Source organism: Halobellus limi (genome assembly GCF_004799685.1).
In the GTDB taxonomy this organism is placed as follows: domain Archaea; phylum Halobacteriota; class Halobacteria; order Halobacteriales; family Haloferacaceae; genus Haloquadratum; species Haloquadratum limi.
In genome coordinates this window covers 316,229-339,692 of the sequence record NZ_CP031312.1, presented here as the reverse complement: position 1 = coordinate 339,692, position 23,464 = coordinate 316,229, and the positions used below count along the sequence as shown (strand labels likewise).

The window sequence follows — 23,464 nt, the reverse complement described above, 5'->3', positions numbered from 1 at the left end:
ATGACATAGAACACAGTACGGGAACCTAATGAATTCGCCTTCGAACGGCTTCCGGGATGGTAGAACGCCTCGGGGACTCGCGAACCGAATCCTCGATTGGACCGCGAGAGCGTCCGGTGGGAGCCCGCGGGCGACGGAGAACGCGAACGGCGTGACCGGCCCGGAGCACTCGCGGCAGGACGGCACGAGGGACCGACCCCGACTGGCCTTTTATATCCCGACCCTCTCGGTGGGGGGCGCAGAGCAGGTGACCGTCGACATCGTCAACGGTCTCGCGGCACGCGGCCAAGACGTCGAACTGATCATCTCGCACGCCACGGGTGAACTGCTGCCTAAGGTGTCCGACGAGGTGAGGGTAACGATACTTGGATCGACCCGATTGCCGGTGGTGGGTATCGCGGCGCACGTCCCCGCTCTCGCGCGCTACCTCCGTCGGGTCGAACCGGCGGCCATCTTCCCGCAGATGACGCACGCGAGCGTCACCTGCCTCGCCGCCCGCCGATTGGTGGACGTCGAGACGGCCGTCTTCCCGACGAAGCACTGCGCGTTCGGCGAGTCCAACGATGTGACGCTGAAGTCCGAAGCGCTCAGGCGCTTGGCGACAGCGCTCTTCCCGACGGCTGACGGCATCATCGGCGTCTCTCGGGGCGTCGCAGACAGCCTCATAGAGAAGATGGACCTCGACCCCGACCGGGTCAGCGTCCTGCACAATCCCGTCGAAATCGAGTCGATTCGGGAACGAGCGAACCAACCGGTCGATCACGAGTGGATTGAGGACGACGACGTCGACGTCGTGCTGTTCGTTGGACGGCTCGAACGGCAGAAGGACCTCGAGACGTGGCTCAGGACGTTCGCGCGCGTCCAGGAGCGGAATCCCGACACGAGGGGTGTCGTGGCCGGGAAGGGGTCCCAGCTCGAGGCGCTCCAATCTCTGGCCGCCGAACTCGGTATCGAAGACGTGGTGTCGATCCCGGGGTATGTCGAGAACCCCTACCGATTTATGCACAAGGCCGGGACCTTCCTCCTCACCTCGCGGTACGAAGGACTCCCGACGGTCATCATCGAAGCGCTCGCCTGCGGGTGCCCCGTAGTGGCGACGGACTGCCCCAGCGGGCCCCGCGAGATACTCGCCGACGGCGAGTACGGACGTTTGGCGGCAGTCGGCGACGTGGACGGACTCGCCGACGCTGTCGTCCAGACACTCGCGGATCCCCTTTCTGCCGCGGTTCTCAGAGGTCGGGCGGAAAACTTCGCGCCCGGCCCGATACTCGACGAATACGAGCGGTTCATCCGGACGCACGTCGTCGAGAAGCGTCCGGTGCCAGAAGCAGCGTGAGCAGATTCGAAACCGGCGACGGCGTCGGATCGAAAACGGATCGGAAATCGGTATCAGGCGGAGTCGGCCGCGCTACGCCAACTGCTCCAGTCGCGGTCCAGTTTCAGTACGTCGCCTTCGGTCTTCCCGAAGTTCTCGTCGAGCGGGACAGCGGGGCGTGCCAGTTGACCACCTCCGCTTCGGGCTGGACGTATCTGCCGTAAGTTCTTGACCGAAGCCCCGAGACAGCCGTACCGGACGACGGCTTGACGCAGATACCGAGGTGGGCGTCCGTCTGGCCGCTGACCTCCAGAAGTCTCGTCTTCGCCGGGCCGGCGTTAGAAGGTCAATCCGCCCTGATCCTCCGTGAGACGGATAGGAACCCGGTCATACTCCCCGATGAGGACGTCGTCCTCGTGGAGGTACACCGTCCCGTTCGGGGCAGCGGGGGCGATGGCCCGGTTTATCGCCTTCGTGTCGTCCATTCCATCGACAGTTGCGCCGTGGTCACGGATACCGACGACCATCAGCGACTCGTCCCTATCGCGGCGGCCCGCGCGGTTGGTTCTTCGTCTCGTCCCGTCTGCGGGGCGTCGTGTAGTTCCTCATCTCGTCCGGATCCGACACGTCCCTCCTCCGCAGTTTCGACCGAGGACAGCGATACTGACGCTTTTTTGCAGAAGGTGTGATTTGCTTCCCAGTTAGGTATCAAATAGTCGTGATTTGTTCTCCAATCGGCTACTAGGTAGTTATTTTATGTCCGAATTCGCGGGGAATCTGAGGAAGGAAAACGCACGTTACAACGTCTCGAACAGCCGTCGTCAGTTATTTTTCGAGTATTATGTGGCGTATTATTATCCACGTCGTCGACGAAGGCCGAGCGTATGAGTGGAATCTGCGGCGGCGAGATGGATTCGGGCGAACTCGCCGATACGGTCTCTCAACTCGACGGGTGGAACGCAGAGACGAGGTGGGAGTACGAATTCGACGACGACGCGCTCGCAACCACCAGCCCGTCCATCGATTCGAACGGCTACACGACGTGGAGCGACGGGAGGCACGCGGGCGTCGTCTACGGAACGGTCACGAACCTCGACGAACTCGGCTACGACGAGCGGGCGCTGTTCACCGCGGTGCTGTCGGACCCGGTGACGGTGGCGGCGGAACTCGAAGGCGAGTTCCTAATCGCCTGTTATGACGGGTCCGGGGACCGCCACGTCGTGGTAACCGACAAGTTGGGGGCTCGAACCTGTTTTTACACCGCCGACGGTCGTTTCCTGTACTCGACGTCGATGAATTCGCTGGTGCCCCTCCTCGAGGACCCGACCGTCGATATGCAGGCCGTGAACGATATGCTGCTGATGGGTCATATGTGGGGCGAACGGACGCTCCTCGGGAAAGTTCGGGCGATGCGGGCCGCCACCGTACTCGAAGTGGCCGACGGAGAGCGATCGGCGACCCGGTACTGGAAGCCGGATTACGAGGCGCACGGCGGCGACAGCGACGGCTACTTCGACGAACTGGCCGACCGCTACGAACAGGCCGCGAGGCGGGTGGCCGGGACACTCCCCGAAGAGGCCGGAATCTGGCTGTCCGGCGGGCTCGACAGTCGGACGACGGCGGCAGCTCTCCTCCAAAACGCCCCACCCGGCCACCTCGACCGCCTCCTCGCTTACGGGTACGATGCGAACCCGCCGACGGAGGACAACCCGAAGATAGCGTCGCAGATAGCCCGCGAGTTGGGCATCGAGTATTCGCAGATTCCGCTGACTGCAGAGACGTTCGCCGAGGACATCGAGCGAGTCATCGACGTGACCGACGGGATGCTCCAGTGGAACACGACGGCGAACCTCTCCCCGTCCTACCACATCGAACGCGACGTGCCGGTGCTGATGGAGGGCGTGCAGGGAGAACTTATCGGCGATCATCTCCTGCGGTATCACTTCGACGAATCCCGGTCCATCGTCGAGACCCAGTTCGCGAGCGAAGCGTCTGCCAGCAAGGAGCAGGTGAACAAACTGCTCACCGAAGACGTTGATCCGATGAGGACGTTCAAAGAGGAGGCAGAGAAGAGTCCCGAGACCACCCACCGCGGGAAGGTGCTCGATATCCACTACCAGAACTACTACGCTCGTGCCGGACTCGAAAGCAACCGGCTGATGCGCGACCGGACGGGGAGCCGTTCGATGCAGGTTGACGGCGGCTACCTCGAGTGGTGCGCGAAAATGCCCCGTTACTACCGGAAAGGGTCGTTTCCGCTATCGCACCACGTGTTCAAGTCCGACGCAGGCGGCGTTCCGTACGGGACGTCGATAGCGAAGTTGGAGCTGTGCCGGCGAGTATCGCCGAGCCTCTCCGAGATCCGGTACGAACGGACGAAGACGAAGCCGGCGCGGCCGTACCGGTTTCACGTCGCGGGATTCGTCGGCAACGTCGTCCTCAGCCGCCTCCAATCGAAAGCCACCTACGCGGGCGGGCAGCTACAGGACTTTTGGATTCGGGACACCGATACGTTCGTCCACGAGTGGGTGTCTCAGTACGTCGGCGACGCCACAGACCGGTCCTTCTTCGACGCCGACGCGGTCGAGTCGGTGTTTGAACGGCATATGAACGGCAGCAACAACGCCTCGATGCTTGCACGGATAACGACGCTGGAGTACTGGCTTCAAAATCACCTCGACTGAGTGCGAGAGAGAAGCGACCTACGCCGAGAGGTCGAACGCTCCGACGTACGCCCGCGTCGAACAGCCACCCAGTCCCTCCGTTGGCGACCTGTTCGGAAATTCCGCCGACACACTAAATGAGACGGGGTTGCACTCGCCGTCGCCTCGTCGATCGCCGTCGGCTACCCCTCGGAGTAACTGGGAAGGATGAACCACTATCGGACCGTACGGGACCCCGCTTCCAGAGGGCTCGGCCACGAGTCTCCGCTCGCCGTAGGCGGAGACGATGCCTACCGAATGGCGCTCTCGTGGCCGGTGGGATGCAGAAACTGAAACGCCGAAGAGACGCTTCAGGAGTTATTTACTGGACGTTACACCCCGAAAACTGGTTCAGGTAATTCGTCGGCGTCTGGACGTCTGCCTAACTTACCGAGACGAGGAAGAGACAGGCGCACGGGAGTCGACAGGCTATTATTCCTGCGAGCGCCTCACCTCCGTATGTGGCCCTGGGAGCACGTTTTTTTCGCGTACGTACTATTCTCGCTGTACGTGCACGGCCGTCACCGCGAGCGACCGACGGACGCGGCCGTGGTGGTGCTCGCGTTCGGGGCGGTGCTCCCGGATCTCATCGACAAGCCGCTCGCGTGGCAGTTCGGCCTGTTCGAGACGGGATACGCCGTCGCACACTCGGTGTTCGTCGTCGTTCCGGCGCTGTTCGGCCTCGCCCTTCTCGCGCGTCGGAGAGGGTCAGAGACCCTGACCGTCGCGTTCACCGTCGGCTATCTCCTCCATCTCGTCGGCGACGTTCTGCCCGCCTCGCTGTCCAGGCGAACGGTGGATCTCTCTCCGGTCCTGTGGCCGGTCTCGAATCGGCCCCCGATCGACGCGGGGGGAACGTTCGCCGAGAGCACGCTCACGCTACTGGTCCGGTACGTCGCACAGCTGCTCACCCTCGAGCTCACACTGGTCGTCGCGCTACAGCTCGGGTCGGTCCTCGTCGGGACCGTCTTGTGGCTTTCGGACGGCAGTCCGGGTCTCAGGGTACTCACGTCCCCGCTCCGATGGCTTCGCGAGGTGTGAAACGGCGATCTCGCGATTGGGGGAAGTCCTCGGACGGGAACCGCAAGCGAGCGGTACCCACTGCCTCGCCGGCTACCGGTCGAGTACCGAGCGACCGTGGTCGATCGCCGCCGCGGGATCCTCGGGGTCGTCGTCTTCGTAGACGAGCCAGCCGACGTCACTCCGGCGAGCGGCGTCGAGCACCCGGTCGAGATCGAGGATTCCCGTGCCGGGCGGGACAGACCGGTACGCCGGCGGGAACCGCTTCACGCGTCGAACGTCGGCGACGTGGATCAGCGGCATCCGATCGCCGAGACGCTCGAAGACCGCCACCGGATCGTAGCCACCGGCGGCGACCCAGCCGACGTCCACCTCGAACGTCAGCTCGTCCGTTCGGGAGACGAGTCGATCGAACGCCGTGACGTCGAGTGTGCGAGACGAGCCCCTGATCGTGAGATCGATCGTCTCGGCGGCGAGTCGCCAGACGATCCCCGGCGAGGGGAGGCGCGCGGGCGTCGCGAGGCCGTAGCGGTCGAGTAGCGGGAGAAACGGCTCTCGCGAGACGTGATAGGAGAGCTGGATGCCGTAGTTGTCGAGGCGCCCGGCGAGTTTTTCGAGACGGAGCGCGAGCGCGTCGACGTCGGCTTTCGACCGGAAGTGTCCGCCGCTGAGGTGCGGTATGATGACGTGTCGGCACCCGACGTGGCGCATCCGGTCCGCGAGGGCCTCGACGTCCGCCTCGATCCGCGCGAGGTCCACGTGGGCGGCCACGGGCGTCACGCCGGTGTCGTCGAGGGTCTCCCGGACGGCGTGCGGGTTCGTTTCGAGAAACGTCCCCGCGAACTCGACGCCCTCGAAACCGGCGTCGGCGACGCGCCGTATCCGCTCTGAGAGCGGGGCGTCCATATCACGAAGCGTGTGCAGTTGGATGGCTGCCCGGGGTCGCGACCCCGAGACAGAGCTCCTGGCGGTGACCTGAGCCATTACCGGCGGTTCGGTGGAACGCGAAGAGGTAATGAACCGCATATCCGGTCGGTAACCGCCGCCTATAGTCTCGACCGGGGCACCTTCGGGGTCGAACGACCGTGGTGCGAACCGGCCGAGACGCGAGCCGACTCACTCCACGTACACGTCGAGCAGGAGCTCACACGTTCGATCCCAGTTCAGGGCGCGAGCACGCTGGTAGTTCGCCCGACCCACCCGGTCGAGATCGGTCGACTCGTAGGCCTGTCGCAGCGCCCGGGTCAATCCGTCGGCGGCGGGGTCGTAGAGGAGGTCGTTCTCGGGCGGGACGGTCTCCGGGAGACAGCCGATCTTCGGGGCCACGATCGGCGTCGCGAAGGAGAGCCCCAGGTGCGCCGAACCGGAGTTGAGTATCTTCCGGTAGGGGAGAACGAGCACGTCCGCCGCGTTCAGGTAGTACTGGATGCGGTCGTCGGGGACGAACGCGAGCCTCGTCTCGATCCGCGGGTCCGACGCGGCGAGCGCCGTGACTTGGGCTTCGATGTCGTCGGTGTGCGGGCTCCCGACGATCCAGAGTTCCGCCTCGGGAAGATCGAGCGACGAGAACGCCTCGACGAGTTTTGGGACTCCCTTGTACGGTCGGATCTGCCCGAAGAACACGAACACGAAGGACTCCCCATCGATCCCGAGATCTGACCTGGCGGTCGCCCGCGAGACGTCGTTCTCGTACGCGTCGATGTAGTTTCCGTCCGGGACGACCGACAGCTCTTTCGCCTCGGGAACGCGATACGCGGCGGCGATCTCGTCGGCGGCCGCCGAGCACTTGACCGTGACGGCGTCGGCGACCCAGAACACGCACTCGCTGACGATCCGTTCGGTCCGGGGGTAGATCCCCTCGTGGCTCCGCTTGTTGTGAACCGTGCGTACGATCCGCACGTCAAACAGTGAGACGGCGAGGAGGTCGAAGAGGAACGCGGCCGCCCGCAGGAACGACACTAGGTCGTTCAGGCGCCGGGAGTCTAAGTCGTCCGTCGCGTAGTAGTCGTATATCCAGTCGAGTTGCATCACGTCGGCGTCGCGGTTCCGGAGCGCCGTCCGGGTGAGCGGGAAGAAGAGCAGGAGGTCCGGGGTTCGCACCTCGACCCCGTGGTCTCGGAGTGCCCTCGACAACAGCGTCATGTACGCGTTCCCCCCGTACCAGCTGCCGCTCATCAGTAGTACAGTGAGTTCGTCGGTGGGTTTCATCGGAGCGAGCGGTGGCCGAGAGCGAATCGTGACGATCGGGGACCGCTCTCGTCTTTCGGACCAGTTACTGCGCCGGTGCGTGCAGCGATCATCGTATGCCGGAGACGGATGAGAGCCGGATAATTATACCCTGAATACCGGAACTCGTGCGCCCTCGTTCCGGTCCGGGGCCGACTTAGTAACGACACTCGTCGGCTCGATCCGGCGATAGCGACCCGTATCGATGCGTTACCCACGGAATAACAATGCCCGCTTCCGTCGCTATGCGGAGTAATGGGAACTCGTGGAAGGGGCGTATCACCGATCGGTAATAGACGAATCACACGGAGATGAGAGACCGACTTCGGGAGTTCGTGAGACGCCTCGTTCCGTCCGGCTCCGTCGTCCAGCGGACGATGAAGAGCGGCATCTGGGTGTCGGTGACGACGGTCTCGGTCCGGTTCTCACAGATACTGATGCTCATCGTCCTCGCGCGGCTGCTCTCGCCGCGGGACTTCGGGCTGATGGGCATCGCGCTCCTGACGGTCTCCGCGACGAGGCGGTTCACCGACATCGGAATCAACGCCGCCCTCATTCAGGACGTCGAGGAAAACGTCGACAAGTATCTCAACACGACGTGGAGCCTGGAGGCCGGGCGCGGCCTCCTCATCTTCGCCGTGCTGTTCGTCGCGGCACCGTTCATCGCCGACCTGTTCAGCGAGCCCGGCGCGACGACGCTCATCCGGGTACTGGGACTCAGCCCGTTCCTGATCGGACTGCGGAACCCGGGCGTGGTGTACTTCCAGAAGGACCTCTCCTTTCACAAGAACTTCGTCTGGCAGAGCAGCGCCGCCCTGACGCAGTTCGTCGTCGGCGTCGCGTACGCCCTGTACTCGCCGACGGTCTGGGCGCTCGTGTTCGCCTCGCTGAGCCGGTCGTTCGTCAAGTTCGCCCTCTCGTACGTCCTCCACGACTACCGTCCCTGGCCCGCGTTCGAGATCGAGACCGCGCGGAAACTCATCGACTACGGGAAGTGGATCACCGGCGCGTCCATCGTGGGGTTCATTTACAGCGAGGGCGACGACGCCTTCGTCGGGTGGTTCCTCTCCGCGACGGCGCTTGGGTTCTACCAGTACGCCTACCGGCTGGCCGACACGCCCGCCTCGGAGTTCTCCGGGATCATCTCACAGATCACGTTCCCCGCGTACTCGCAGTTGCAGGACGACCTCGACGAGGTGCGGGAGGCACTCATTCAGACGACCCGTCTCACCGCGTTCGTCGCCTTCCCGCTCGCGTTCGGAATCGCGCTCGTCACGCCGAGTTTCGTCCCGGTCGTCTTGGGCGAGGAGTGGGAGCCGATGATCGTGACGATGCAGATCCTCGCGCTGTACGGACTGATGCACGCGATCACGCGCAACTTCGGTGCCGTCTGGAAGGCGCTCGGGCGGCCCGACTACATCGCGAAACTCGGGTTCCTGCGGGTTTGCTGCATCGCGCTCTTGATCTGGCCCGCCACGGCCAGGTGGGGCATCGAGGGAACGGCGCTCGTCGTCGTCGGCGTGTACATCCTCCCGATGTTACCGATCGACGTCTACCTCGCCGCGCGGATCGTGAACGGCCGGTCGATGCAACTCTACACCGAGTACGTGTACCCGCTCGTCGCCGCCACCGTGATGTTCGGATCGCTGCGGTATGCGACCTCCGTGACCGATCTCTCCCCGCTCGTCGAACTCGTCGTGCTCGTCCCGATCGGTGCCCTGCTGTACTTCGTCGTCGCCTACCTGCTCGAACGGCAGTTCGACTGGGGCATCGAGCACAACCTCCGGATGATCAGGGACGGACTCCGTGGGTGATACGTCAGTGCGGTCGTCCGAGTGGGTCCGAACCCGAAAGCCGACGCTCCGACCTCTCCTTGCAGCCGCATAGCTTGAAGTAGTCAGTTCGCGTATAGGACGGTATGAGCCGAGAAGTACACTTCAGCGACGTCAGCGAAGCCCTCGAAGAACTAGAGTACCCGATCGAGCGGTCGGAGGCCGGCGCGGAACTGGCCGACGTGACGCTCGTTCTGGCGGACGGGCGCGAGGACTTCGGTGACCTGATCAGCCAGACCAGCAGCGACGTCTTCGAGTCGGCCGAAGACCTCGAATCCGAACTGCACAACACGCTCCCGCGGGGGGCCGTTGGCGAACCCTTCCAGTCGGAGGGCGACGCCTGAGGTCCGCGACGCCAGCGGTCCACGGCGTCCGGAAAGCCTGCGCAACGCCGATCGGTGTCTAATCGAGCGTGTACCGACGGTACCGTCGGACGGCGTACCGGTAAGACCCGTAGGAGAGACCGACCGTCACCAGCAGATACAGGGAGAGTCCGCCGGCGACGAGCGGCGTCACGACCAGCCGCCCCGAGACGGCGAACCACGTCGCGAACAGCCCGACGACCGTCCCGCCGGAGACGACGAACAGGTAGGCCATCATCACCAGCGTGGAGGGCACGACCGTCTCCGCGCCCCAGAATTCGCGCTCCTCGTAGATCGGATACGAGGTTCCGAGCCCGACGGCGAAGAGCGACGCGGCGACGCACATCGGGAGGCCGACCCCGGCGAACGCCGCCGCCAGTTTCGGGGCGGTTCCCAGACCGAGAGCGGCCGTGGGGACGAGAACGGCGACCGGCGCGGCGATCGCGACGCCGGCGGCGATCCGACCGCGGACGAGGGTCCGGGGAGCCGTCCCGGTGAGGAGCACGAGCGGGAGTTGCGGCCGGTCGTCGCCGATCGGGTTCAGCCCGAACGTCGCGCCGGCGAGGTACGTCGCGAGACCGACGCCGGTCGCGGCCGCGAGCGGCCCGAGCGCGTCGCCGGAGGACTGCACGAAGGTGGTCCCGACCGGGCCGAGGAAGAAGACGATCATCACCAGGTGGCTGAACTCCTGTGGGTGGCGGACCGCGCGAACCAGGTGGCCCCACGCGATGCGTCCCGGTTTCGTCGCCGCGAAGGGAGGGGGCGCGGCGAACCCGCCGGTCGACTTCTCCGATCGCGTCGCTCGTTCCGGTCTCGACGCGTCGCCGAACCAGAGCGTCGTCGCCGAACGGGTGGCGACGGCGAGTCCGAGGGGTGTGAGCGCGACAGCCAGGAACAGGACGCCGAGACCAGTCGGCGAGAGTGGCTGGGCGAGCGGCGTGCCGACGAACGCGAGGGCGACGTACTCCGACAGCGGGGCGAGCGTGACCGCGTCCAGAATCCCCCGGGCGGAGAGCGACCCGTCGGCGACGAGGCGGCCGATCGACTGCGAGGCCAGGACGAGCGCGAGCATCCCGAGGAAGCCGCCGACCTTCACCGCACGACCGAGCGCCGGGAGCCGGCGGAAGAGGCGCAGGAGCCCGATCCCGATGGCGTACCCCCAGACGGCCGCCCAGCAGACGAGCGGGAGCACGACGACCGCGACCGTCAGCGGGAACGTCGCCGACCCGAGTCCGAGCGCGAACGCGGCGACGACCGCGGCGATCGGGATCCCGAACCACGCGAGCAGTCGAGCGATCTCCGCGCAGATCAGTCCGACGACGGCCGCACGCGGGTGGACGGTCGAGAGCAGGAGTTCCTCGGCCTCCGGACTCCCGATTCGCTCCAGCGTCCGCAGGGCGGCCAGCGAGAGGAGGAGAAACGGGAGCGCGGTCGCCGCGGGCCCGAGAAACGGAACCGCGTCCGCCGACCGAACCGTCCGCCCGAGCAGGTACGCCGTCGGGAGCGAGAAGACGAGGTTGCCGCCGAAGAACAGGACCGCCGCGGCGAGTCCGAGGAGTCGCCGCCGGTCGCGGGCGTACCCGCGGAGGCTGCGGACGAACTCGGCGCGGGCGATGCGAAGCCCGTATCGGAGGTCAGATCGAAGGCTCATGGCTCAGACGCGTTCGGACCGGTCTCGTCGCCGTCGGCGACGTCGTCTTCGCCGCCCGTGACCGCGAGGAAGGCGTCCTCCAGCGACCCGCTCTCGCCCGTCGCCGCGCGCGACGTCACCGCGTCCGGCGGGCCTTCGGCGACGAGTCGACCTTCGTAGAGGACGCCCACCTCGTCGGCGACGGCCTCGACGACCGGCAGGATGTGCGTCGAGAGGAAGACCGTCGTGCCAGCGTCGGCGAAGGCCAGTATCGACTCCCGGATCCGCCGCGCGGCGCGGGGATCGAGCCCCGAAGTCGGTTCGTCCAAAAAGAGCACGTCGGGGTCGTGGAGGACGCTCTGCACGAAGGCGGTCTTCTGTTTCATCCCCTTCGAGTACGCGTCGATGCGCCTGTCGGCGTCGTCGAGCAACTCGAACTGCGTCAGGTACCGCTCGATTCGCTCGGCGGCGACCTCGTCGGATACGTCTCTGAGGTCGGCGACGTACTCGAGTTGTTCGCGCGCGCTGAACTCCTCGTACAGCGGCGGGGTCTCGGGGAGGTAGCCGACGTGAGGAGTGAGCGCGCGGCGGTCGGAGACGTCGACGCCGCAGACCCGGACGGTCCCGCTCGACGGGCGCGAAAGCCCGGTGAGGAGCCGCATCGTCGTCGTCTTTCCAGCGCCGTTCGGCCCGAGAAACCCGTACACTGTCCCGGTCGGGATCGAGAGCGAGACGCCGTCGAGCGCGACCTCCGAGCCGTACCGTTTCCGGAGGTCGTCCGCTTCGATGGCGGCAGCGTTCGTGGAGGGCATCGCGTGGGTGAGCGTTCGGGGGCCATCGCCTAACGGTTGTGGATGACACGCCGTCCAACCCGACCGAAATTGTTATTTCGTTGTGAGTTAGCAGTGGACAGACGATGGCCCGGATTGGTCCCTCCCTCCGAGGACGTGCTCGAATCGATACCGGACGACGCGACCGCGGTGTCGACTCCGGCGATCCGCACCGAGACCGGCTCGATCACGGGCGAGCCGCGCGGGGGCGAAGCCGATGACGCTGTACGCCCTCGACGCGATCGACGACGCCCTCGACGCGGCGCGGGCGTTCCTCTGGCCGTTCGACCTCGGCCGGTGGGCGCGGCTCGCACTCGTGATGTTCTTCGTCGGTGGCGCCGGCGGAACGCCGCCGTTCCAGTTCGGCGGCGGCACGCCGAGCGGGACGGGGTCCCAGACGCCCGACGTCTCCGGGATACCCGGGACGATACCCTCGCCCGGCGGGACGGAACTCGCGGTGATCGCGGCGATATTCGGGATCGTGCTGGTCCTCGGCCTCGCGTTCCTGTTCGTCGGATCGGTGATGGAGTTCGTGTTCGTCGAATCGCTCCGGCGCGAGGCCGTGACGATCCGGCGGTACTGGGGCGAGCGCTGGCGGCAGGGCGCTCGGCTGTTCGGGTTCCGGATCGTCCTCGGAGCGCTCACGATCGGAATCGTCGGCGCCCTCCTGGCGGCGATCCTCTGGCCCGTACTCGTCGGCGAGGGCGCACTCTCGATCGGACTGCTGTTCCTCGCAATTCCGGTTTTCGTAGTCGTGAGCGTGATCAGCGGCCTGGTCGGCGGATTCACGACGATGTTCGTGGTGCCGGTGATGGTCGCCGAGGACAGGGCGTTGCTCTCGGCGTGGCGGCGGTTCTGGCCGACGCTGACCGGCCAGTGGAAGCAGTACGCGGCGTACGCCGTCTTGAGCTTCGTCCTCCAGTTGGTCGCCGGGATCCTCGCGAGCGTCGTGACGGTGCTCGCGGCGGTGGGAGTCGCCGTCCCGATCGGTCTGTTCGGACTCGTCGGCGTGGGGCTGTTGAGCGTCTCCGAACTCGCCGGCTGGGGACTCATCGGCCTGGCGGTAGCGCTCTTCGTCGTCGCCGTCATCGTCATCGGACTGGTCGTGGCCGTGCCGATCCAGACGTATCTCCGGTACTACGCGCTGCTCGTCCTCGGCGACACGGAGGCGGCGTTCGACCTGATTCCGGAGCGGCGAGCGGCGGTCCGAGAGTAAGCCCGGTCCGACCGGTCGCGTCCCGGCGATCCGGTGGTTCCAGCGGCGTGGGAACGTCCGGGAGTTACAGGACCCCGGACGCCGAACTCCCGACCGGACAGATGAGTTCCGCACGCCGATTCGAAGACCGGACCGAGGCAGGTGAACGGCTCGGAGAGACGCTTCGAGAGCGGGAGATCGCTGCGGATATCGTGCTCGCGATCCCCCGTGGCGGCCTGCCCCTCGGACGGGCCGTCGCGGACGCACTCGACGCACCGCTCGACGTCGTCGTCGCGTCGAAAATCGGCGCGCCGGGGAACCCGGAGTACGCCATCGGTGCCGTCGCCGCCGACGGGAGCGTCTGGCGTAACGAGCGGGCCTTCGAGGGGGCCGGTGCCGACGAGGAGTACTTCGAGCGGGAGCGGAAGCGAGAAGCGGAGAACGCCCGCGAGAAGGCCGAACGGTACCGAAGCGGACGGTCGGAGCCGGATCTGACGGGGAAGGACGTCGTGGTCGTCGACGACGGCGTCGCGACGGGATCGACCGTCAGAGCGTGTCTCCGGACGCTCGCCGACGCGGGTGCCGAACGGATCGTACTGGCGGTGCCAGTCGGCCCGCCCGACACGATTGCGGAGTTGCGATCGATGGCCGACGAGGTGGTCTGTCTGCAAACGCCGGGGGACTTCAGGGGCGTCGGCCAGTTCTACGACCGGTTCGATCAGGTGTCCGACGAGGAGGCGATGACGTACCTGGATGAGCATCCGTGACCGCGGCGGGGAGCCACGCCGGCCGCGCCCGATCGGCCGCTCGCCGATACCGACACCTCGATCACCGTCTGACGTTTTCGAGAGTTGAGAATCGTTGACAGGAATTATCACGTCGGTCGTCGTACCTCCAGACACAGATGACCGACCGAAAAAACCCGTTCCGCGAGCTCGACCGGCTGTTCGAACAGATGCAGGAGAACGTCGAGGAGGCCAGTCGGTGGTGGGAGTCGGAACCGCTCGTGCGGAGCGACGACGGGTCGTCGCCGATGCGGGTCGACCTCAGAGACGCCGGCGACGAGTTCGTCCTGACGGCCGAACTCCCCGGATTCGAGAAGGGGGACATCGACGTCCGGCTCACCGACCGGAACCTCCGGGTGTCCGCCGAACGCGAGGAGGAAGAACGATCGGAGGACGGAGAGTACATCCACCGGGAGCGACACCGGGCGTCGGTCAGCCGATCGATCCCGCTCCGGGAAGCGGTGGAGACCGACGGCGTCTCGGCCACCTACGACAACGGGGTGTTGACCGTGCGGATGCCGAAGACCGAGCCGAGTGCGGAGAGCACCGAAATCGACGTGAGCTGAGGGGGAGTGTCGTAGAGATTCACAGATGTTGCATCCGAATCGAAGACGGCGGCCGGCCGGCCGGGGGTCCGTGGACCGCCGGTCGGCTACGATAACCGCTATGAGATCCGCGGCCGCGACACCGGACAGAGCGGAGTCGAGAGGTCGATGCCTGCGGCCGGCCGGTCGACGTGGGGGGCGTCGAACGCAGTCCGAGAAGGGCCCGCGCCGGTGTTCGACCGGCCACACACCGTCGGCAAGAACAGTTATGTGTTCACAGCCCAATTCTGTCCTATGGAACGGAACGTCGGCCAGACGGACAGCATCGTTCGGATCGCACTCGGGGCGATCGCGGGAGTGATCTCACTCGGTATCCTCGGCGACGCCGTTTCCGCCCCGGCGATCCTCTCACCGGTACTCGGAATCGTCGCGATACTGATGCTGGCGACGGGCGCGACGGGTCGCTGCGGTCTCTACTCTGTGATCGGGGTCGACACCTGCAAGGCCCGCTGAGCGCCTCCCCGACCCCGACTCCCCGAGCGAAGCGAATCCCCCCTCTCGAATCGGGCGGTCGACCGCGCTGCCGTGAAATGTGCGTAGAGAACATCTGGGACGCAGAGAACATCCGGATAGTTCTCTAATGAACACATTTAATGAATGTATCTAGTGAACATATATAGTGAACACATCTAATGAAGCTATTTAGTGAATAGAAATAGACGGAGGGCTCGGAGAGCGACGGGGCCCTCCAGCGGGAGGGAACGTCGTTCCCGAGGGACGAAGTGGCAGGTACAACTAAACGGCCGTCGCGTGTCCTGACACGTATGACCGACGCGAACCGCGCGTCGCGGATCAGCGAGGCCGCCCGGCGGGAACCGACGGCCGTAGAGCTGGAGGAACTCGGCGCGTGCCTCGACGCCGACTCGCGTGCGGCGCGGGGACACGCAGCAGAAGCGCTCGGCCGCCTCGCGCTGGCGGGCCGGGACGTCGAGCCGTACGCCGATCGGCTCGGCGGACTCCTGGCGGACACCGAGCTACTGGACGCGGGAGTACGGTTGTCCGTCGATCCGGACGCCGAGGGGTGGTTCCAGCCGCGCGTCGTGGCGTTCGCCGCGGCGGCGCTCGTCCTCACGGGATCGGTGGAGCGAGCGGACACTATCGAATCAGCCGTCCGCGCCTACGAGCGGTCCCACCCGGAGTTCGACGCGGAGACGCGGACGGTCACGGCGGTACGGGAGGTCGGGTGGGCGCTCGCGTCGGTCGTGATTTACACCGACGGCTACGTGGACGTGCTCGTCTCGCTCACCGAGCGGGACGACGACCTCGTCCGGCGGGTCGCCGCGTCGGCGCTGTCGGACGTCGCCGAGGAGTATCCGCCGATCCGCGACGCGTTCCCGGACGAGACGCCTCGGCTCGTCGCCGTCGCCGCGGAGTCGCTCGCGTCGGATCCGCACCCGCGGGTCAGGTACCACGCGGCGTTCGCGCTCTACGAGTACGCGCTGGGGCGGCCCGAACTCGTCCGCGGTCGACGCGACGTGCTGGTGGCGGCCCTCGAGGACGAGTCGGAACTCGTCCGCAAGGACGCCGCGGGAACGCTCGGGCTCGTCGGCGCGACCGACGCGGTTCCCGCGCTGCGTGAACTGGCCGAATCCGACCCCGCAGACCGGGTCCGCGGGTCGGCGGCCGACGCGCTCGAATCCCTCGGGGAGCCCGAATAGCGTCACGAACGGCGAACAGCGTCCCGGACGACGAATAACGCCGCGAACGGCGAATATCGGTGTCACCGACGGGCGCGGACCCCGGCACCGCCTACGACGTGGACCCCGACCGAAAACCAAAGTTCGTATATCAACGGCATCGCGTAGGGACGTACAAGATGATCGACGTGAGCGTAATCGGCTGTGGGAACATGGGCGGCGCCCTGATAACGGGGCTCGCCCAGGCCGGAAACTACGACATCACCGCCTACGACGTGGACCCCGACGCCTTCGAGGCGATCGAGGAATACGCGGATCGGACGACGACCGACCTCGAGGACGTTCGGGACTCCGCGGTCGTCGTCCTCGCGGTGAAGCCGGACATCGTGCCGCTGGTGCTCGAAGACCTCGATCTCCGAGCGGAGCAGACGCTCGTCACGATCGCGGCGGGCGTCTCGACCGACGTCGTCGCGAGCGAGACCGACGCGTCGGTCGTCCGCGTGATGCCGAACCTCGCGGCCAGAACGCGGAACATGGCCGCCGCCGTCTCGTGGGCGGAACCCGACGAGAACGTCAAGGCGATGCTCTCGGACCTCGGCGAGTTCGTCGTCGTCGACGAGGACCTGATGGACGTCGCCACGGCGCTGAACGGGAGCGGTCCGGCGTTCGTGTTCTACCTGATCGGCGCGATGCAGCAGCGCGCCGCCGAGGAGGGACTCGACGCCGACGACGCCCGCGTGCTGGCGGCGCAGACGTTCAAGGGCGCGGCGGAGACGGTCCTCCGCTCCGAGGAGTCGATCGAGGACCTGATCGACGCCGTCTGCTCGCCGGGCGGGACGACGATCGAGGGGATGGAGGTCCTGTGGGACAGCAGCGTGGAGTCGGACGTCGGCGACGCCCTGAGCGCCGCGCGGCGACGCTCCGCCGAACTGGCCGAGGAAGCCGAAAAATGAGCGGGGCCGTCGCCGCGGCGGAGCTCAAAGAGGCACGGCGGCTCGCCGCCGAGGCCGGCCGGGTCGTCGTCAAGGCCGGCACGAACTCGCTCACCGACGAGGAGTCGAACCTCGACGACGGCAAGCTCGACAAGCTCGTCGACGACGTGGCCGACCTCGTCGAGCGCGACAAGGAGGTCATCCTCGTCTCCTCGGGCGCGATCGGCGCCGGCAAGGGCCGGATCGGGTTCGACCCCGACGACACCGTCGAGGAGTCCCAGGCGCTGTCGACGATCGGCCAGAGCCACCTGATGCGCCGGTACACGGAGAGCTTCGAGCGCTACGGCCTGACGGTCGCGCAGATCCTCGTGACCGAGCACGACCTCGAGGACACCGACCGGTTCACCAACTTCAAGAACACGGTCGAGACGCTCTTAGAGTGGGGCGTCGTCCCCATCGTCAACGAGAACGACGCCGTCGCGACCGAGGAGATCCGCATCGGCGACAACGACATGATCTCCTCGTCGATCGCGATCGGCGTCGACGCCGACCTGCTCGTCACGCTCACCGACGTCGGCGGCGTCTACACCGGAAACCCGAAGGAGGACGCGGAGGCGACGCTCATCGAGGCGGTCGGCCGCAACTACGACGAGGTCGAACGGATCGTCGAGTCGACGGCGAGCGGCTCGTTCGGCGGCATCCGGACGAAGGTCCAGGGCGCCCGGAGAGTGAGCGAACACGGACGGCCGGCGATCATCGCCCGCTCGACGGAGCCGGACGTCCTCGAACGGATCGCCACCGAACAACCCGTGGGAACTATTTTCGTCCCGATCAACGGTCACGTATGACAGAACGCAGCACGACGGCCGAGAAGTCGGCCGACACGAAAGTGACGGAAGCACAGTCCGCAGCGCTGCAGCTGGCGAACCTCTCGGAGTCGGCCCGGAACGAGGCGCTCCACGCCATCGCCGACGGCATCGAGGCCAGAAGCGAGGAGATCCTCGAGGCCAACGCGAAGGACGTCGCGGCTGGCGAGGAGATGCTGGAGGCGGGCGAGTACACCCAGGCGTTCGTCGACCGGCTGAAGCTCTCGGAGTCGAAGTTAGAGAGCATCGCCGAGATGGTCAGAAGCGTCGCCGGCCAGGAGGACCCCCTCGGCCGGACGCTCGAAGCCCGACGGCTCGACGACGACCTCGAACTGTACAAGGTCGCCGTCCCGATCGGCGTGCTCGGGACCGTCTTCGAGTCGCGGCCGGACGCGCTGGTGCAGATCGCCGCGCTCAGCCTCAAGTCGGGCAACGCCGTCGTCCTGAAGGGCGGCAGCGAGGCCGCGCACTCGAATCGGGTCCTCTACGACGTGATCCGCGACGCGACGGCGGAGATCCCCGACGGGTGGGCACAGCTCATCGAGGCCCGCGAGGACGTCGAAACGCTCCTCGAACGCGACGACGCCGTCGACCTCCTCATGCCGCGGGGCAGTTCGGAGTTCGTCAGTTACGTCCAGGACAACACGAAGATCCCGGTGCTCGGCCACACCGAGGGGATCTGTCACGTCTACGCCGACGAGGACGCGGACCTCGAGATGGCCGCCGACGTCGCCTTCGACGCGAAGGTGCAGTACCCGGCGGTCTGTAACGCCGTCGAGACGCTTCTCGTCCACGAGTCGGTCGCCGAGGACCTGCTGCCCGACCTCGCCGCCCGCTACCGCGAGGCGGACGTCGAACTCCGCGGCGACGAGCGCGCTCGGGAGGTCGTCGAGATGGACGCCGCGAGCGAGGCGGACTGGTCGACCGAGTACGGCGACCTGATCCTCGCGGTGAAGATCGTCGACTCGCTGGAGGACGCCATCGACCACGTCAACACCTACGGCTCGAAGCACACCGAGTCGATCGTCACCGAGACCGCGGAACACGCCGAGCAGTTTATGCGGCAGATCGACGCCGCGAGCGTCTTCCACAACGCGTCGACGCGGTTCGCCGACGGCTACCGCTTCGGCCTGGGCGCGGAGGTCGGGATCAGCACCGGCAAGACCCACGCCCGCGGGCCGGTCGGCCTGGAGGGGCTGACGACCTACAAGTACCACCTGGAGGGCGACGGCCAGCTCGTCGCGACGTACGCCGGCGAGAACGCGAAGCCGTACCTCCACGAGGACTTCGAGGGCGAGTGGAACCCGGGCCGGCTGTCGACCGAGTGACGGCGACGTGATCGACCGCGTGCGGCTCCCTCGCAACGTGGTCGAGGTCGTTCGAACCCCCTTCGGACCGAAGAGCGCGATATTCGGAGCGACCCGAGAACGGCGCGGACGCAACCCGGGTGCGGACCGAGGCTGTGGCCCGTCACGGGCATTCGAGTGCCGACTCGAACGCGACCGTCGGGGAACCGGACGAACACTCTATACGACGGGGCGTGACAGGGGACCTATGCACCAGGTGCTCGCGGCGTTGTTACGGGGCAACTCGACACACGCGAGGGGGCTGCAGTCCCGATTCGACGACGTCCAGGACGCGCAGTGGCCCGAGGCGGTCACCGTCTGTTGCTCTGACTCCCGCGTCCTCCAGGATCACATGTGGGGCAACGACGTTCCGGGGCGGCTGTTCACCTGCAGCAACATCGGAAACCGAGTCGTCCAGCGAACCGATCGCGGGGAGGTCGTCTCGGGAGACGTCCTCTATCCGATCGTCCACGCGGACACGGGGCTCGTTATCGTTACCGGACACACCGGGTGTGGCGCAGTCACGGCGGCCTACGACGGGCTGACCGGCGACGAGTCCGAACCGGCGGGCATCAGCCACTGCCTCGGGCTGCTGCGGTCCCACCTAACGGCGGGGGTCGAACTGCTCCCCGACGGCGCCGACCGAACGGAGAGTATCAACTACCTCGTCGAATACAACGTCGACCGACAGATCGACCGCCTGAGAGCGAGCGACGAGGTCCCTCCCGAGACCACCGTTGTCGGAGCCGTCTACGATTTTCAAGACGTGTACTCGGGACGCCGCGGCGAGATCCACGTCGTCAACGTCGACGGCGAAACGACCGTCGAGGGACTCAAAGCCGACCATCCGGAGATCGCCTCCCGGATCGAGCGTCTCTGGGAGTACTGAGAGGGAGTGTCGCAGCCGACCGGCGGTCCACAGACCCTCGGCCGGCCGCGGTATTCGATTCGGATCGAACCGAACCGATGGGTTGCTACGATACTCTCTACGGGAGAGCGACGCCTCGGCCCGACAGGTTCCGGAACCGCACCGAGAGAGAGATCAGGCGTCCGCGCGGACGCGCTCGGCGAACTTCTCGCGGACCTTCTCGACCTTCGGCCGGGCGTGCATCCGACAGTAGGCGTCTGAGGGGTTCTTCTCGAAGTAGTCTTGGTGGTGCTCTTCGGCCGGCCAGAAGCGTTCCAGTTCCGCGATCTCGGTGACGACCTCGTCGTCGTACTCGCCGTCGAGCGCGTCGACGTACGCCTCGACCTGCCGCCGCTGGTCGTCGTCGTGATACAGCACGATCGAGCGGTACTGCGTGCCGACGTCGGGGCCCTGTCGGTTCAGCTGGGTCGGGTCGTGCGTGGCGAAGAACACCTCCAGGAGGTCGGCGTAGTCGATCACGTCCGGATCGTACGCCACCTGTACGACCTCCGCGTGTCCGGTCGTGCCGGCACAGACCTCCCGGTAGGTCGGGTCGTCGGTGTCGCCGCCAGCGTAGCCCGACGTCACCGACTCGACGCCGGCCAGTTCCTTCATCGCCGCCTCGGTACACCAGAAGCACCCGCCGCCGAACGTGGCCGTTTCGGTCGTCATCGGTGTTCCTTGGGCGTGGAATCCTATGTAGCTGACGCGCGTGGGACACCGGCGATGCCGACTGCCGCGTTCGGCTTGCGGGGGCGACAGTTCATATACCAGGACGGGGCCAGGGGGCGTATGACTTGAGCGAGGCCCCACGTCGGGTCGCGGTCGTTCGGCACGTCGACGTGGGAGGAGGCGGCGGTTCCGACCGGTCCGTCGTCGACTGTGTGCCGACTGTTCGCCATCGCGACCCGCCGTCCCGAGAGGCGGGAGTGATCGGTATCAGCCCGCCGAGCGTCGAATCCACTCCTCCAGCGTGAAGCCCTCCCACTCCGCGGACGATTCCAGCCGCCACTCCGACTCCTCCCAGGCGGGATACCGGACGTCGCCCTCGTACTCGCCGGGGACGCGACTCAGCACCATCCGGTCGACGTGCGGCTGAAACAGTTCGTAGATCGTCGCGCCGCCGAGAACGTAGGCGACCTCGGCGCCGAGCGACTCCGCGACGGCGACGACCTCCGAGACGTCGCCCGCGTGAAACGCGGTGTCGACCCCGTACTCGCGTTCGCTCCGGCTCAACACGATCTGGTGACTGCCGGGGAGGTCGTCCCGCATCGAGTCGAAGGTCCGTCGCCCGAGGACGACGGGCGCGTTCGCGACCCGCCGTCGGTACTGTCGCTTGTCGGCCGGGATGCTCTCCCAGGGGAGTTCGCCGTCGCGGCCGATGACGCCGTTCTCGGCGACGGCGGCGACTGAAACGAGTTCCATAGCGGCCGGATACGCGCGGGAGATACAAAACGGGACCGCCGAGTGGCCCGAGTCACGCGAAACCGCCGAGCGGTCCGAAATCAGTTTGTGCGGGGAGCCAGTACGCTGGAGGGATGACTGTCGACGAGATCAGCCCCGAGGAACTCAAACGGAAGCTCGACGGCGACGAGCCCGTACAGGTGATCGACATCCGCTCGCCGGCGGAGTTCGCCTCCGGACACGTTCCGGGGGCGGAGAACGTCCCGATGCACGAACTGCCGAGCCGCGTCGACGACATCGAGTGGGCCGAGGAGGTCGTCGTCGCCTGTCCGATCGGCCAGTCGTCGATACAGGCCGCCCGGCTCATCGGGAGTTACGAGGGCGTCGGCGAGGAGACGAACGTGAAGAGTATGGCCGGCGGCTACCAGGCCTGGACGTACGAACTCGAAGCCGACGACGAGTAACGCAGCCCGGTCGATCCGGAGAGAGAAAGCGGGGCGCTCGCTGGGCGTGCTGGCGCCGAAGGCCTCACGAAAGCCGCGGATCGCTGCCTTCTAATCCCGGAGCCGACACGTCTCCGTACTGATGAACGGACGACGCGGGGGCGATCGGTCGGGCGGTACCCCGACGGGGGAGACGAGTGGCCGCGACTGGCGGACCGTCGGTCTCGTCGCGGGAGCGACGCTGATATCGACCGGACTGGCGGCCTACGAGATCGTGCCGGCGAGCGTGACGCCGCTGATCCGCGACTCCCTGGGCGTCGGGTCGTCGGCGGCGGGCCTCCTCGTCGGAGTCATGTTCGGCACCGCAGTCGTGACGAGCCTCCCCGCCGGGGCGGTCCTCGACCGGACCGACACCCGACGGATGATGACCCTCGCCGTGCTCGCGCTGTTCGTCGCCGGCGTCTGGGGGTGGATCGCGGGACGGAGCGGGAGCTACTGGTCTGTGATCACCTCTCGCGCGGTCGGCGGCGTCGCCTACGTCGTCGTCTGGAACGCCGGCATCGACATCGTCAGCCGCGCCGTGAGCGCCGGCAGCCGGGCGACGGCCGTGGGGATCTTCACCGCCAGCGGGCCGGTCGGATTCGCCATCGGACAGGGGACGGGACCGCTCGTCGCCGCGCGGTTCGGGTGGCCGGCGATATTCCTGGCGTTCACCGGCGTCCCGCTCCTCGGACTCCTCGTCTTTCTGCCCGCGAGTCGCGGGCTGGGCGGGGCTCGCGGCGACGCGCCCTCGCTGGCCGAGTTCGGGACCGTCCTCCGCAACCGGACCGTCTGGCTCGCCGGAGCGCTCGGCTTTCTCAGCTACGCGCTGTATCTGTTCATCAACAGCTGGGGGTCGTCGTACCTGACCGGGGAGATCGGGCTCTCGCTGGCGGCGAGCGGCCTCTTGGTGTCGGTGTTCCCCGCCGTCGGCCTCGTCTCCAGGATCAGCAGCGGGCTCCTCTCCGACCGCGTCTTCGACGGTCGGCGACGGCCGGTCCTTCTCGGATCCTTCCTGATCGCGGCGCCCCTGATGCTCGTGTTCACCCGGCTCGGATCGATCCCGCTTCTCGTCGCGGTGTTGCTCCTCTCGGGCTTCGCGATCCAGCTCACGCTCGGCCTCTCGTTCACCTACGTCAGAGAGGTGGTCGAGTCCCACGTCGCCGCCACGGCGGTGGCGTTCCAGACGAGCGTCGGCCTCGCGGGGGCGTTCCTCTCGCCGATCGCCGGCGGGGCGGTCGTCGACGCCGCGGGCTTCGACGTCGCGTTCCTCCTCTTCGGTGCGCTCGCCCTCGGGGGCATCGCGCTCGCGTGGCGCGCGCCGGAACCGGTGGCCGGCTGACCGGCGTCGAATCGAACGGGCGAGAACGCGAGACGCCGACGCCCTG

At 66.8% G+C, this 23,464-nt stretch carries 23 protein-coding genes; 16 read left to right on the top strand and 7 right to left on the bottom strand.

The annotated features are described in order from the left end of the window. The first annotated feature begins 28 nt into the window (after window positions 1–28). On the top strand, window positions 29–1,336 hold the full coding sequence (locus DV707_RS16115) for a glycosyltransferase (protein WP_103992434.1): 1,308 nt from the start codon (window positions 29–31) through the stop codon (window positions 1,334–1,336). Between the two features lie 317 nt (window positions 1,337–1,653). On the opposite strand, the gene DV707_RS16110 is transcribed toward DV707_RS16115, so the two are convergent. Continuing rightward, the gene (locus tag DV707_RS16110; RefSeq protein ID WP_136361907.1) at window positions 1,654–1,842 is read right to left on the bottom strand and encodes a hypothetical protein; all 189 of its coding nucleotides are present in this window, start codon (window positions 1,840–1,842) and stop codon (window positions 1,654–1,656) included. 357 nt (window positions 1,843–2,199) lie between these two features. On the opposite strand from DV707_RS16110, the gene DV707_RS16105 reads away from it, so the two are divergent. Further along, window positions 2,200–3,999: an asparagine synthase-related protein gene (locus DV707_RS16105; RefSeq protein WP_103992433.1), complete on the top strand. Its 1,800-nt coding sequence runs from the start codon at window positions 2,200–2,202 to the stop codon at window positions 3,997–3,999. A gap of 477 nt (window positions 4,000–4,476) precedes the next feature. Next, the gene (locus DV707_RS16100) at window positions 4,477–5,058 is read left to right on the top strand and encodes a metal-dependent hydrolase (protein ID WP_103992432.1); all 582 of its coding nucleotides are present in this window, start codon (window positions 4,477–4,479) and stop codon (window positions 5,056–5,058) included. Between the two features lie 72 nt (window positions 5,059–5,130). On the opposite strand, the gene DV707_RS16095 is transcribed toward DV707_RS16100, so the two are convergent. After that, the gene (locus tag DV707_RS16095) at window positions 5,131–6,021 is read right to left on the bottom strand and encodes a sugar phosphate isomerase/epimerase family protein (protein ID WP_103992431.1); all 891 of its coding nucleotides are present in this window, start codon (window positions 6,019–6,021) and stop codon (window positions 5,131–5,133) included. A 132-nt stretch (window positions 6,022–6,153) separates the two neighbouring features. Further along, window positions 6,154–7,245 (bottom strand): glycosyltransferase family 4 protein, encoded by a 1,092-nt coding sequence (locus DV707_RS16090; protein ID WP_103992430.1) that lies wholly within the window; start codon window positions 7,243–7,245, stop codon window positions 6,154–6,156. 329 nt (window positions 7,246–7,574) lie between these two features. Here DV707_RS16090 and DV707_RS16085 point away from each other — a divergent pair, with 329 nt between their 5' ends. Both DV707_RS16085 and DV707_RS16080 read left to right on the top strand, forming a co-directional pair. Then, on the top strand, window positions 7,575–9,077 hold the full coding sequence (locus DV707_RS16085) for a lipopolysaccharide biosynthesis protein (RefSeq protein WP_103992429.1): 1,503 nt from the start codon (window positions 7,575–7,577) through the stop codon (window positions 9,075–9,077). A gap of 104 nt (window positions 9,078–9,181) precedes the next feature. After that, window positions 9,182–9,439, top strand: a complete 258-nt coding sequence (locus DV707_RS16080; RefSeq protein ID WP_103992428.1) for a DUF5789 family protein — start codon at window positions 9,182–9,184, stop codon at window positions 9,437–9,439. Window positions 9,440–9,497: 58 nt separating this feature from the next. Here the strand turns inward: DV707_RS16080 and DV707_RS16075 are convergent, their stop codons facing one another. Then, a complete protein-coding gene (locus DV707_RS16075; protein WP_103992427.1) occupies window positions 9,498–11,108 on the bottom strand; it encodes a hypothetical protein in 1,611 nt (536 codons plus the stop codon). Then, window positions 11,105–11,899, bottom strand: coding sequence for an ABC transporter ATP-binding protein (locus DV707_RS16070; RefSeq protein WP_103992426.1), 795 nt, complete (start codon window positions 11,897–11,899; stop codon window positions 11,105–11,107). The genes DV707_RS16075 and DV707_RS16070 overlap by 4 nt, the downstream gene beginning before the upstream one ends. Window positions 11,900–12,134: 235 nt before the next feature. Here DV707_RS16070 and DV707_RS16065 point away from each other — a divergent pair, with 235 nt between their 5' ends. The 9 genes from DV707_RS16065 to DV707_RS16025 all read left to right on the top strand — a co-directional run bounded on the left by DV707_RS16065 (window position 12,135) and on the right by DV707_RS16025 (window position 20,172). Continuing rightward, complete coding sequence (locus DV707_RS16065) at window positions 12,135–13,133, top strand: DUF7544 domain-containing protein (RefSeq protein ID WP_103992425.1); 999 nt, start codon at window positions 12,135–12,137, stop codon at window positions 13,131–13,133. A 101-nt stretch (window positions 13,134–13,234) separates the two neighbouring features. Further along, window positions 13,235–13,879 carry a phosphoribosyltransferase gene (locus DV707_RS16060; RefSeq protein WP_103992548.1) on the top strand — a complete coding sequence of 215 codons (645 nt, stop codon included), beginning with the start codon at window positions 13,235–13,237 and terminating at the stop codon, window positions 13,877–13,879. Window positions 13,880–14,016: 137 nt separating this feature from the next. After that, window positions 14,017–14,463 carry an Hsp20/alpha crystallin family protein gene (locus DV707_RS16055; protein WP_103992424.1) on the top strand — a complete coding sequence of 149 codons (447 nt, stop codon included), beginning with the start codon at window positions 14,017–14,019 and terminating at the stop codon, window positions 14,461–14,463. A 273-nt stretch (window positions 14,464–14,736) separates the two neighbouring features. Continuing rightward, entirely contained in the window at window positions 14,737–14,955 is a 219-nt protein-coding gene (locus tag DV707_RS16050; protein ID WP_103992423.1) for a YgaP family membrane protein, read from the top strand. A 311-nt stretch (window positions 14,956–15,266) separates the two neighbouring features. Next, entirely contained in the window at window positions 15,267–16,160 is an 894-nt protein-coding gene (locus DV707_RS16045) for a HEAT repeat domain-containing protein (RefSeq protein WP_103992422.1), read from the top strand. Between the two features lie 158 nt (window positions 16,161–16,318). Then, window positions 16,319–17,092, top strand: a complete 774-nt coding sequence (proC, locus tag DV707_RS16040) for a pyrroline-5-carboxylate reductase (RefSeq protein ID WP_103992421.1) — start codon at window positions 16,319–16,321, stop codon at window positions 17,090–17,092. Beyond that, window positions 17,089–17,919, top strand: a complete 831-nt coding sequence (proB, locus tag DV707_RS16035) for a glutamate 5-kinase (protein WP_103992420.1) — start codon at window positions 17,089–17,091, stop codon at window positions 17,917–17,919. Before proC ends, proB begins: the two co-directional genes overlap by 4 nt. Then, the gene (locus DV707_RS16030; RefSeq protein ID WP_103992419.1) at window positions 17,916–19,265 is read left to right on the top strand and encodes a glutamate-5-semialdehyde dehydrogenase; all 1,350 of its coding nucleotides are present in this window, start codon (window positions 17,916–17,918) and stop codon (window positions 19,263–19,265) included. Before proB ends, DV707_RS16030 begins: the two co-directional genes overlap by 4 nt. A 226-nt stretch (window positions 19,266–19,491) precedes the next feature. Continuing rightward, on the top strand, window positions 19,492–20,172 hold the full coding sequence (locus DV707_RS16025) for a carbonic anhydrase (RefSeq protein ID WP_103992418.1): 681 nt from the start codon (window positions 19,492–19,494) through the stop codon (window positions 20,170–20,172). Window positions 20,173–20,325: 153 nt separating this feature from the next. Here the strand turns inward: DV707_RS16025 and msrA are convergent, their stop codons facing one another. Continuing rightward, on the bottom strand, window positions 20,326–20,862 hold the full coding sequence (gene msrA / locus DV707_RS16020) for a peptide-methionine (S)-S-oxide reductase MsrA (RefSeq protein ID WP_103992417.1): 537 nt from the start codon (window positions 20,860–20,862) through the stop codon (window positions 20,326–20,328). Between the two features lie 267 nt (window positions 20,863–21,129). Further along, a complete protein-coding gene (locus DV707_RS16015; protein WP_103992416.1) occupies window positions 21,130–21,615 on the bottom strand; it encodes a dihydrofolate reductase in 486 nt (161 codons plus the stop codon). Between the two features lie 113 nt (window positions 21,616–21,728). Here DV707_RS16015 and DV707_RS16010 point away from each other — a divergent pair, with 113 nt between their 5' ends. Then, the gene (locus tag DV707_RS16010; RefSeq protein ID WP_103992415.1) at window positions 21,729–22,058 is read left to right on the top strand and encodes a rhodanese-like domain-containing protein; all 330 of its coding nucleotides are present in this window, start codon (window positions 21,729–21,731) and stop codon (window positions 22,056–22,058) included. A 121-nt stretch (window positions 22,059–22,179) separates the two neighbouring features. Continuing rightward, on the top strand, window positions 22,180–23,418 hold the full coding sequence (locus tag DV707_RS16005; protein WP_103992414.1) for an MFS transporter: 1,239 nt from the start codon (window positions 22,180–22,182) through the stop codon (window positions 23,416–23,418). The last annotated feature ends 46 nt before the right edge of the window (window positions 23,419–23,464 follow it).

Coding starts and splice junctions, on each gene's coding strand:
- DV707_RS16075 (WP_103992427.1), bottom strand. CDS start 11,108: ATGAGCCTTCGATCTGACCTCCGATACGGGCTTCGCATCGCCCGCGCC.
- DV707_RS16005 (WP_103992414.1), top strand. CDS start 22,180: ATGAACGGACGACGCGGGGGCGATCGGTCGGGCGGTACCCCGACGGGG.
- DV707_RS16080 (WP_103992428.1), top strand. CDS start 9,182: ATGAGCCGAGAAGTACACTTCAGCGACGTCAGCGAAGCCCTCGAAGAA.
- DV707_RS16095 (WP_103992431.1), bottom strand. CDS start 6,021: ATGGCTCAGGTCACCGCCAGGAGCTCTGTCTCGGGGTCGCGACCCCGG.
- DV707_RS16055 (WP_103992424.1), top strand. CDS start 14,017: ATGACCGACCGAAAAAACCCGTTCCGCGAGCTCGACCGGCTGTTCGAA.
- DV707_RS16070 (WP_103992426.1), bottom strand. CDS start 11,899: ATGCCCTCCACGAACGCTGCCGCCATCGAAGCGGACGACCTCCGGAAA.
- msrA (WP_103992417.1), bottom strand. CDS start 20,862: ATGACGACCGAAACGGCCACGTTCGGCGGCGGGTGCTTCTGGTGTACC.
- DV707_RS16025 (WP_103992418.1), top strand. CDS start 19,492: ATGCACCAGGTGCTCGCGGCGTTGTTACGGGGCAACTCGACACACGCG.
- DV707_RS16065 (WP_103992425.1), top strand. CDS start 12,135: ATGACGCTGTACGCCCTCGACGCGATCGACGACGCCCTCGACGCGGCG.
- DV707_RS16110 (WP_136361907.1), bottom strand. CDS start 1,842: ATGGTCGTCGGTATCCGTGACCACGGCGCAACTGTCGATGGAATGGAC.
- DV707_RS16050 (WP_103992423.1), top strand. CDS start 14,737: ATGGAACGGAACGTCGGCCAGACGGACAGCATCGTTCGGATCGCACTC.
- DV707_RS16030 (WP_103992419.1), top strand. CDS start 17,916: ATGACAGAACGCAGCACGACGGCCGAGAAGTCGGCCGACACGAAAGTG.
- proC (WP_103992421.1), top strand. CDS start 16,319: ATGATCGACGTGAGCGTAATCGGCTGTGGGAACATGGGCGGCGCCCTG.
- DV707_RS16060 (WP_103992548.1), top strand. CDS start 13,235: ATGAGTTCCGCACGCCGATTCGAAGACCGGACCGAGGCAGGTGAACGG.
- DV707_RS16015 (WP_103992416.1), bottom strand. CDS start 21,615: ATGGAACTCGTTTCAGTCGCCGCCGTCGCCGAGAACGGCGTCATCGGC.
- DV707_RS16105 (WP_103992433.1), top strand. CDS start 2,200: ATGAGTGGAATCTGCGGCGGCGAGATGGATTCGGGCGAACTCGCCGAT.
- proB (WP_103992420.1), top strand. CDS start 17,089: ATGAGCGGGGCCGTCGCCGCGGCGGAGCTCAAAGAGGCACGGCGGCTC.
- DV707_RS16010 (WP_103992415.1), top strand. CDS start 21,729: ATGACTGTCGACGAGATCAGCCCCGAGGAACTCAAACGGAAGCTCGAC.
- DV707_RS16090 (WP_103992430.1), bottom strand. CDS start 7,245: ATGAAACCCACCGACGAACTCACTGTACTACTGATGAGCGGCAGCTGG.
- DV707_RS16100 (WP_103992432.1), top strand. CDS start 4,477: ATGTGGCCCTGGGAGCACGTTTTTTTCGCGTACGTACTATTCTCGCTG.
- DV707_RS16115 (WP_103992434.1), top strand. CDS start 29: ATGAATTCGCCTTCGAACGGCTTCCGGGATGGTAGAACGCCTCGGGGA.
- DV707_RS16085 (WP_103992429.1), top strand. CDS start 7,575: ATGAGAGACCGACTTCGGGAGTTCGTGAGACGCCTCGTTCCGTCCGGC.
- DV707_RS16045 (WP_103992422.1), top strand. CDS start 15,267: ATGACCGACGCGAACCGCGCGTCGCGGATCAGCGAGGCCGCCCGGCGG.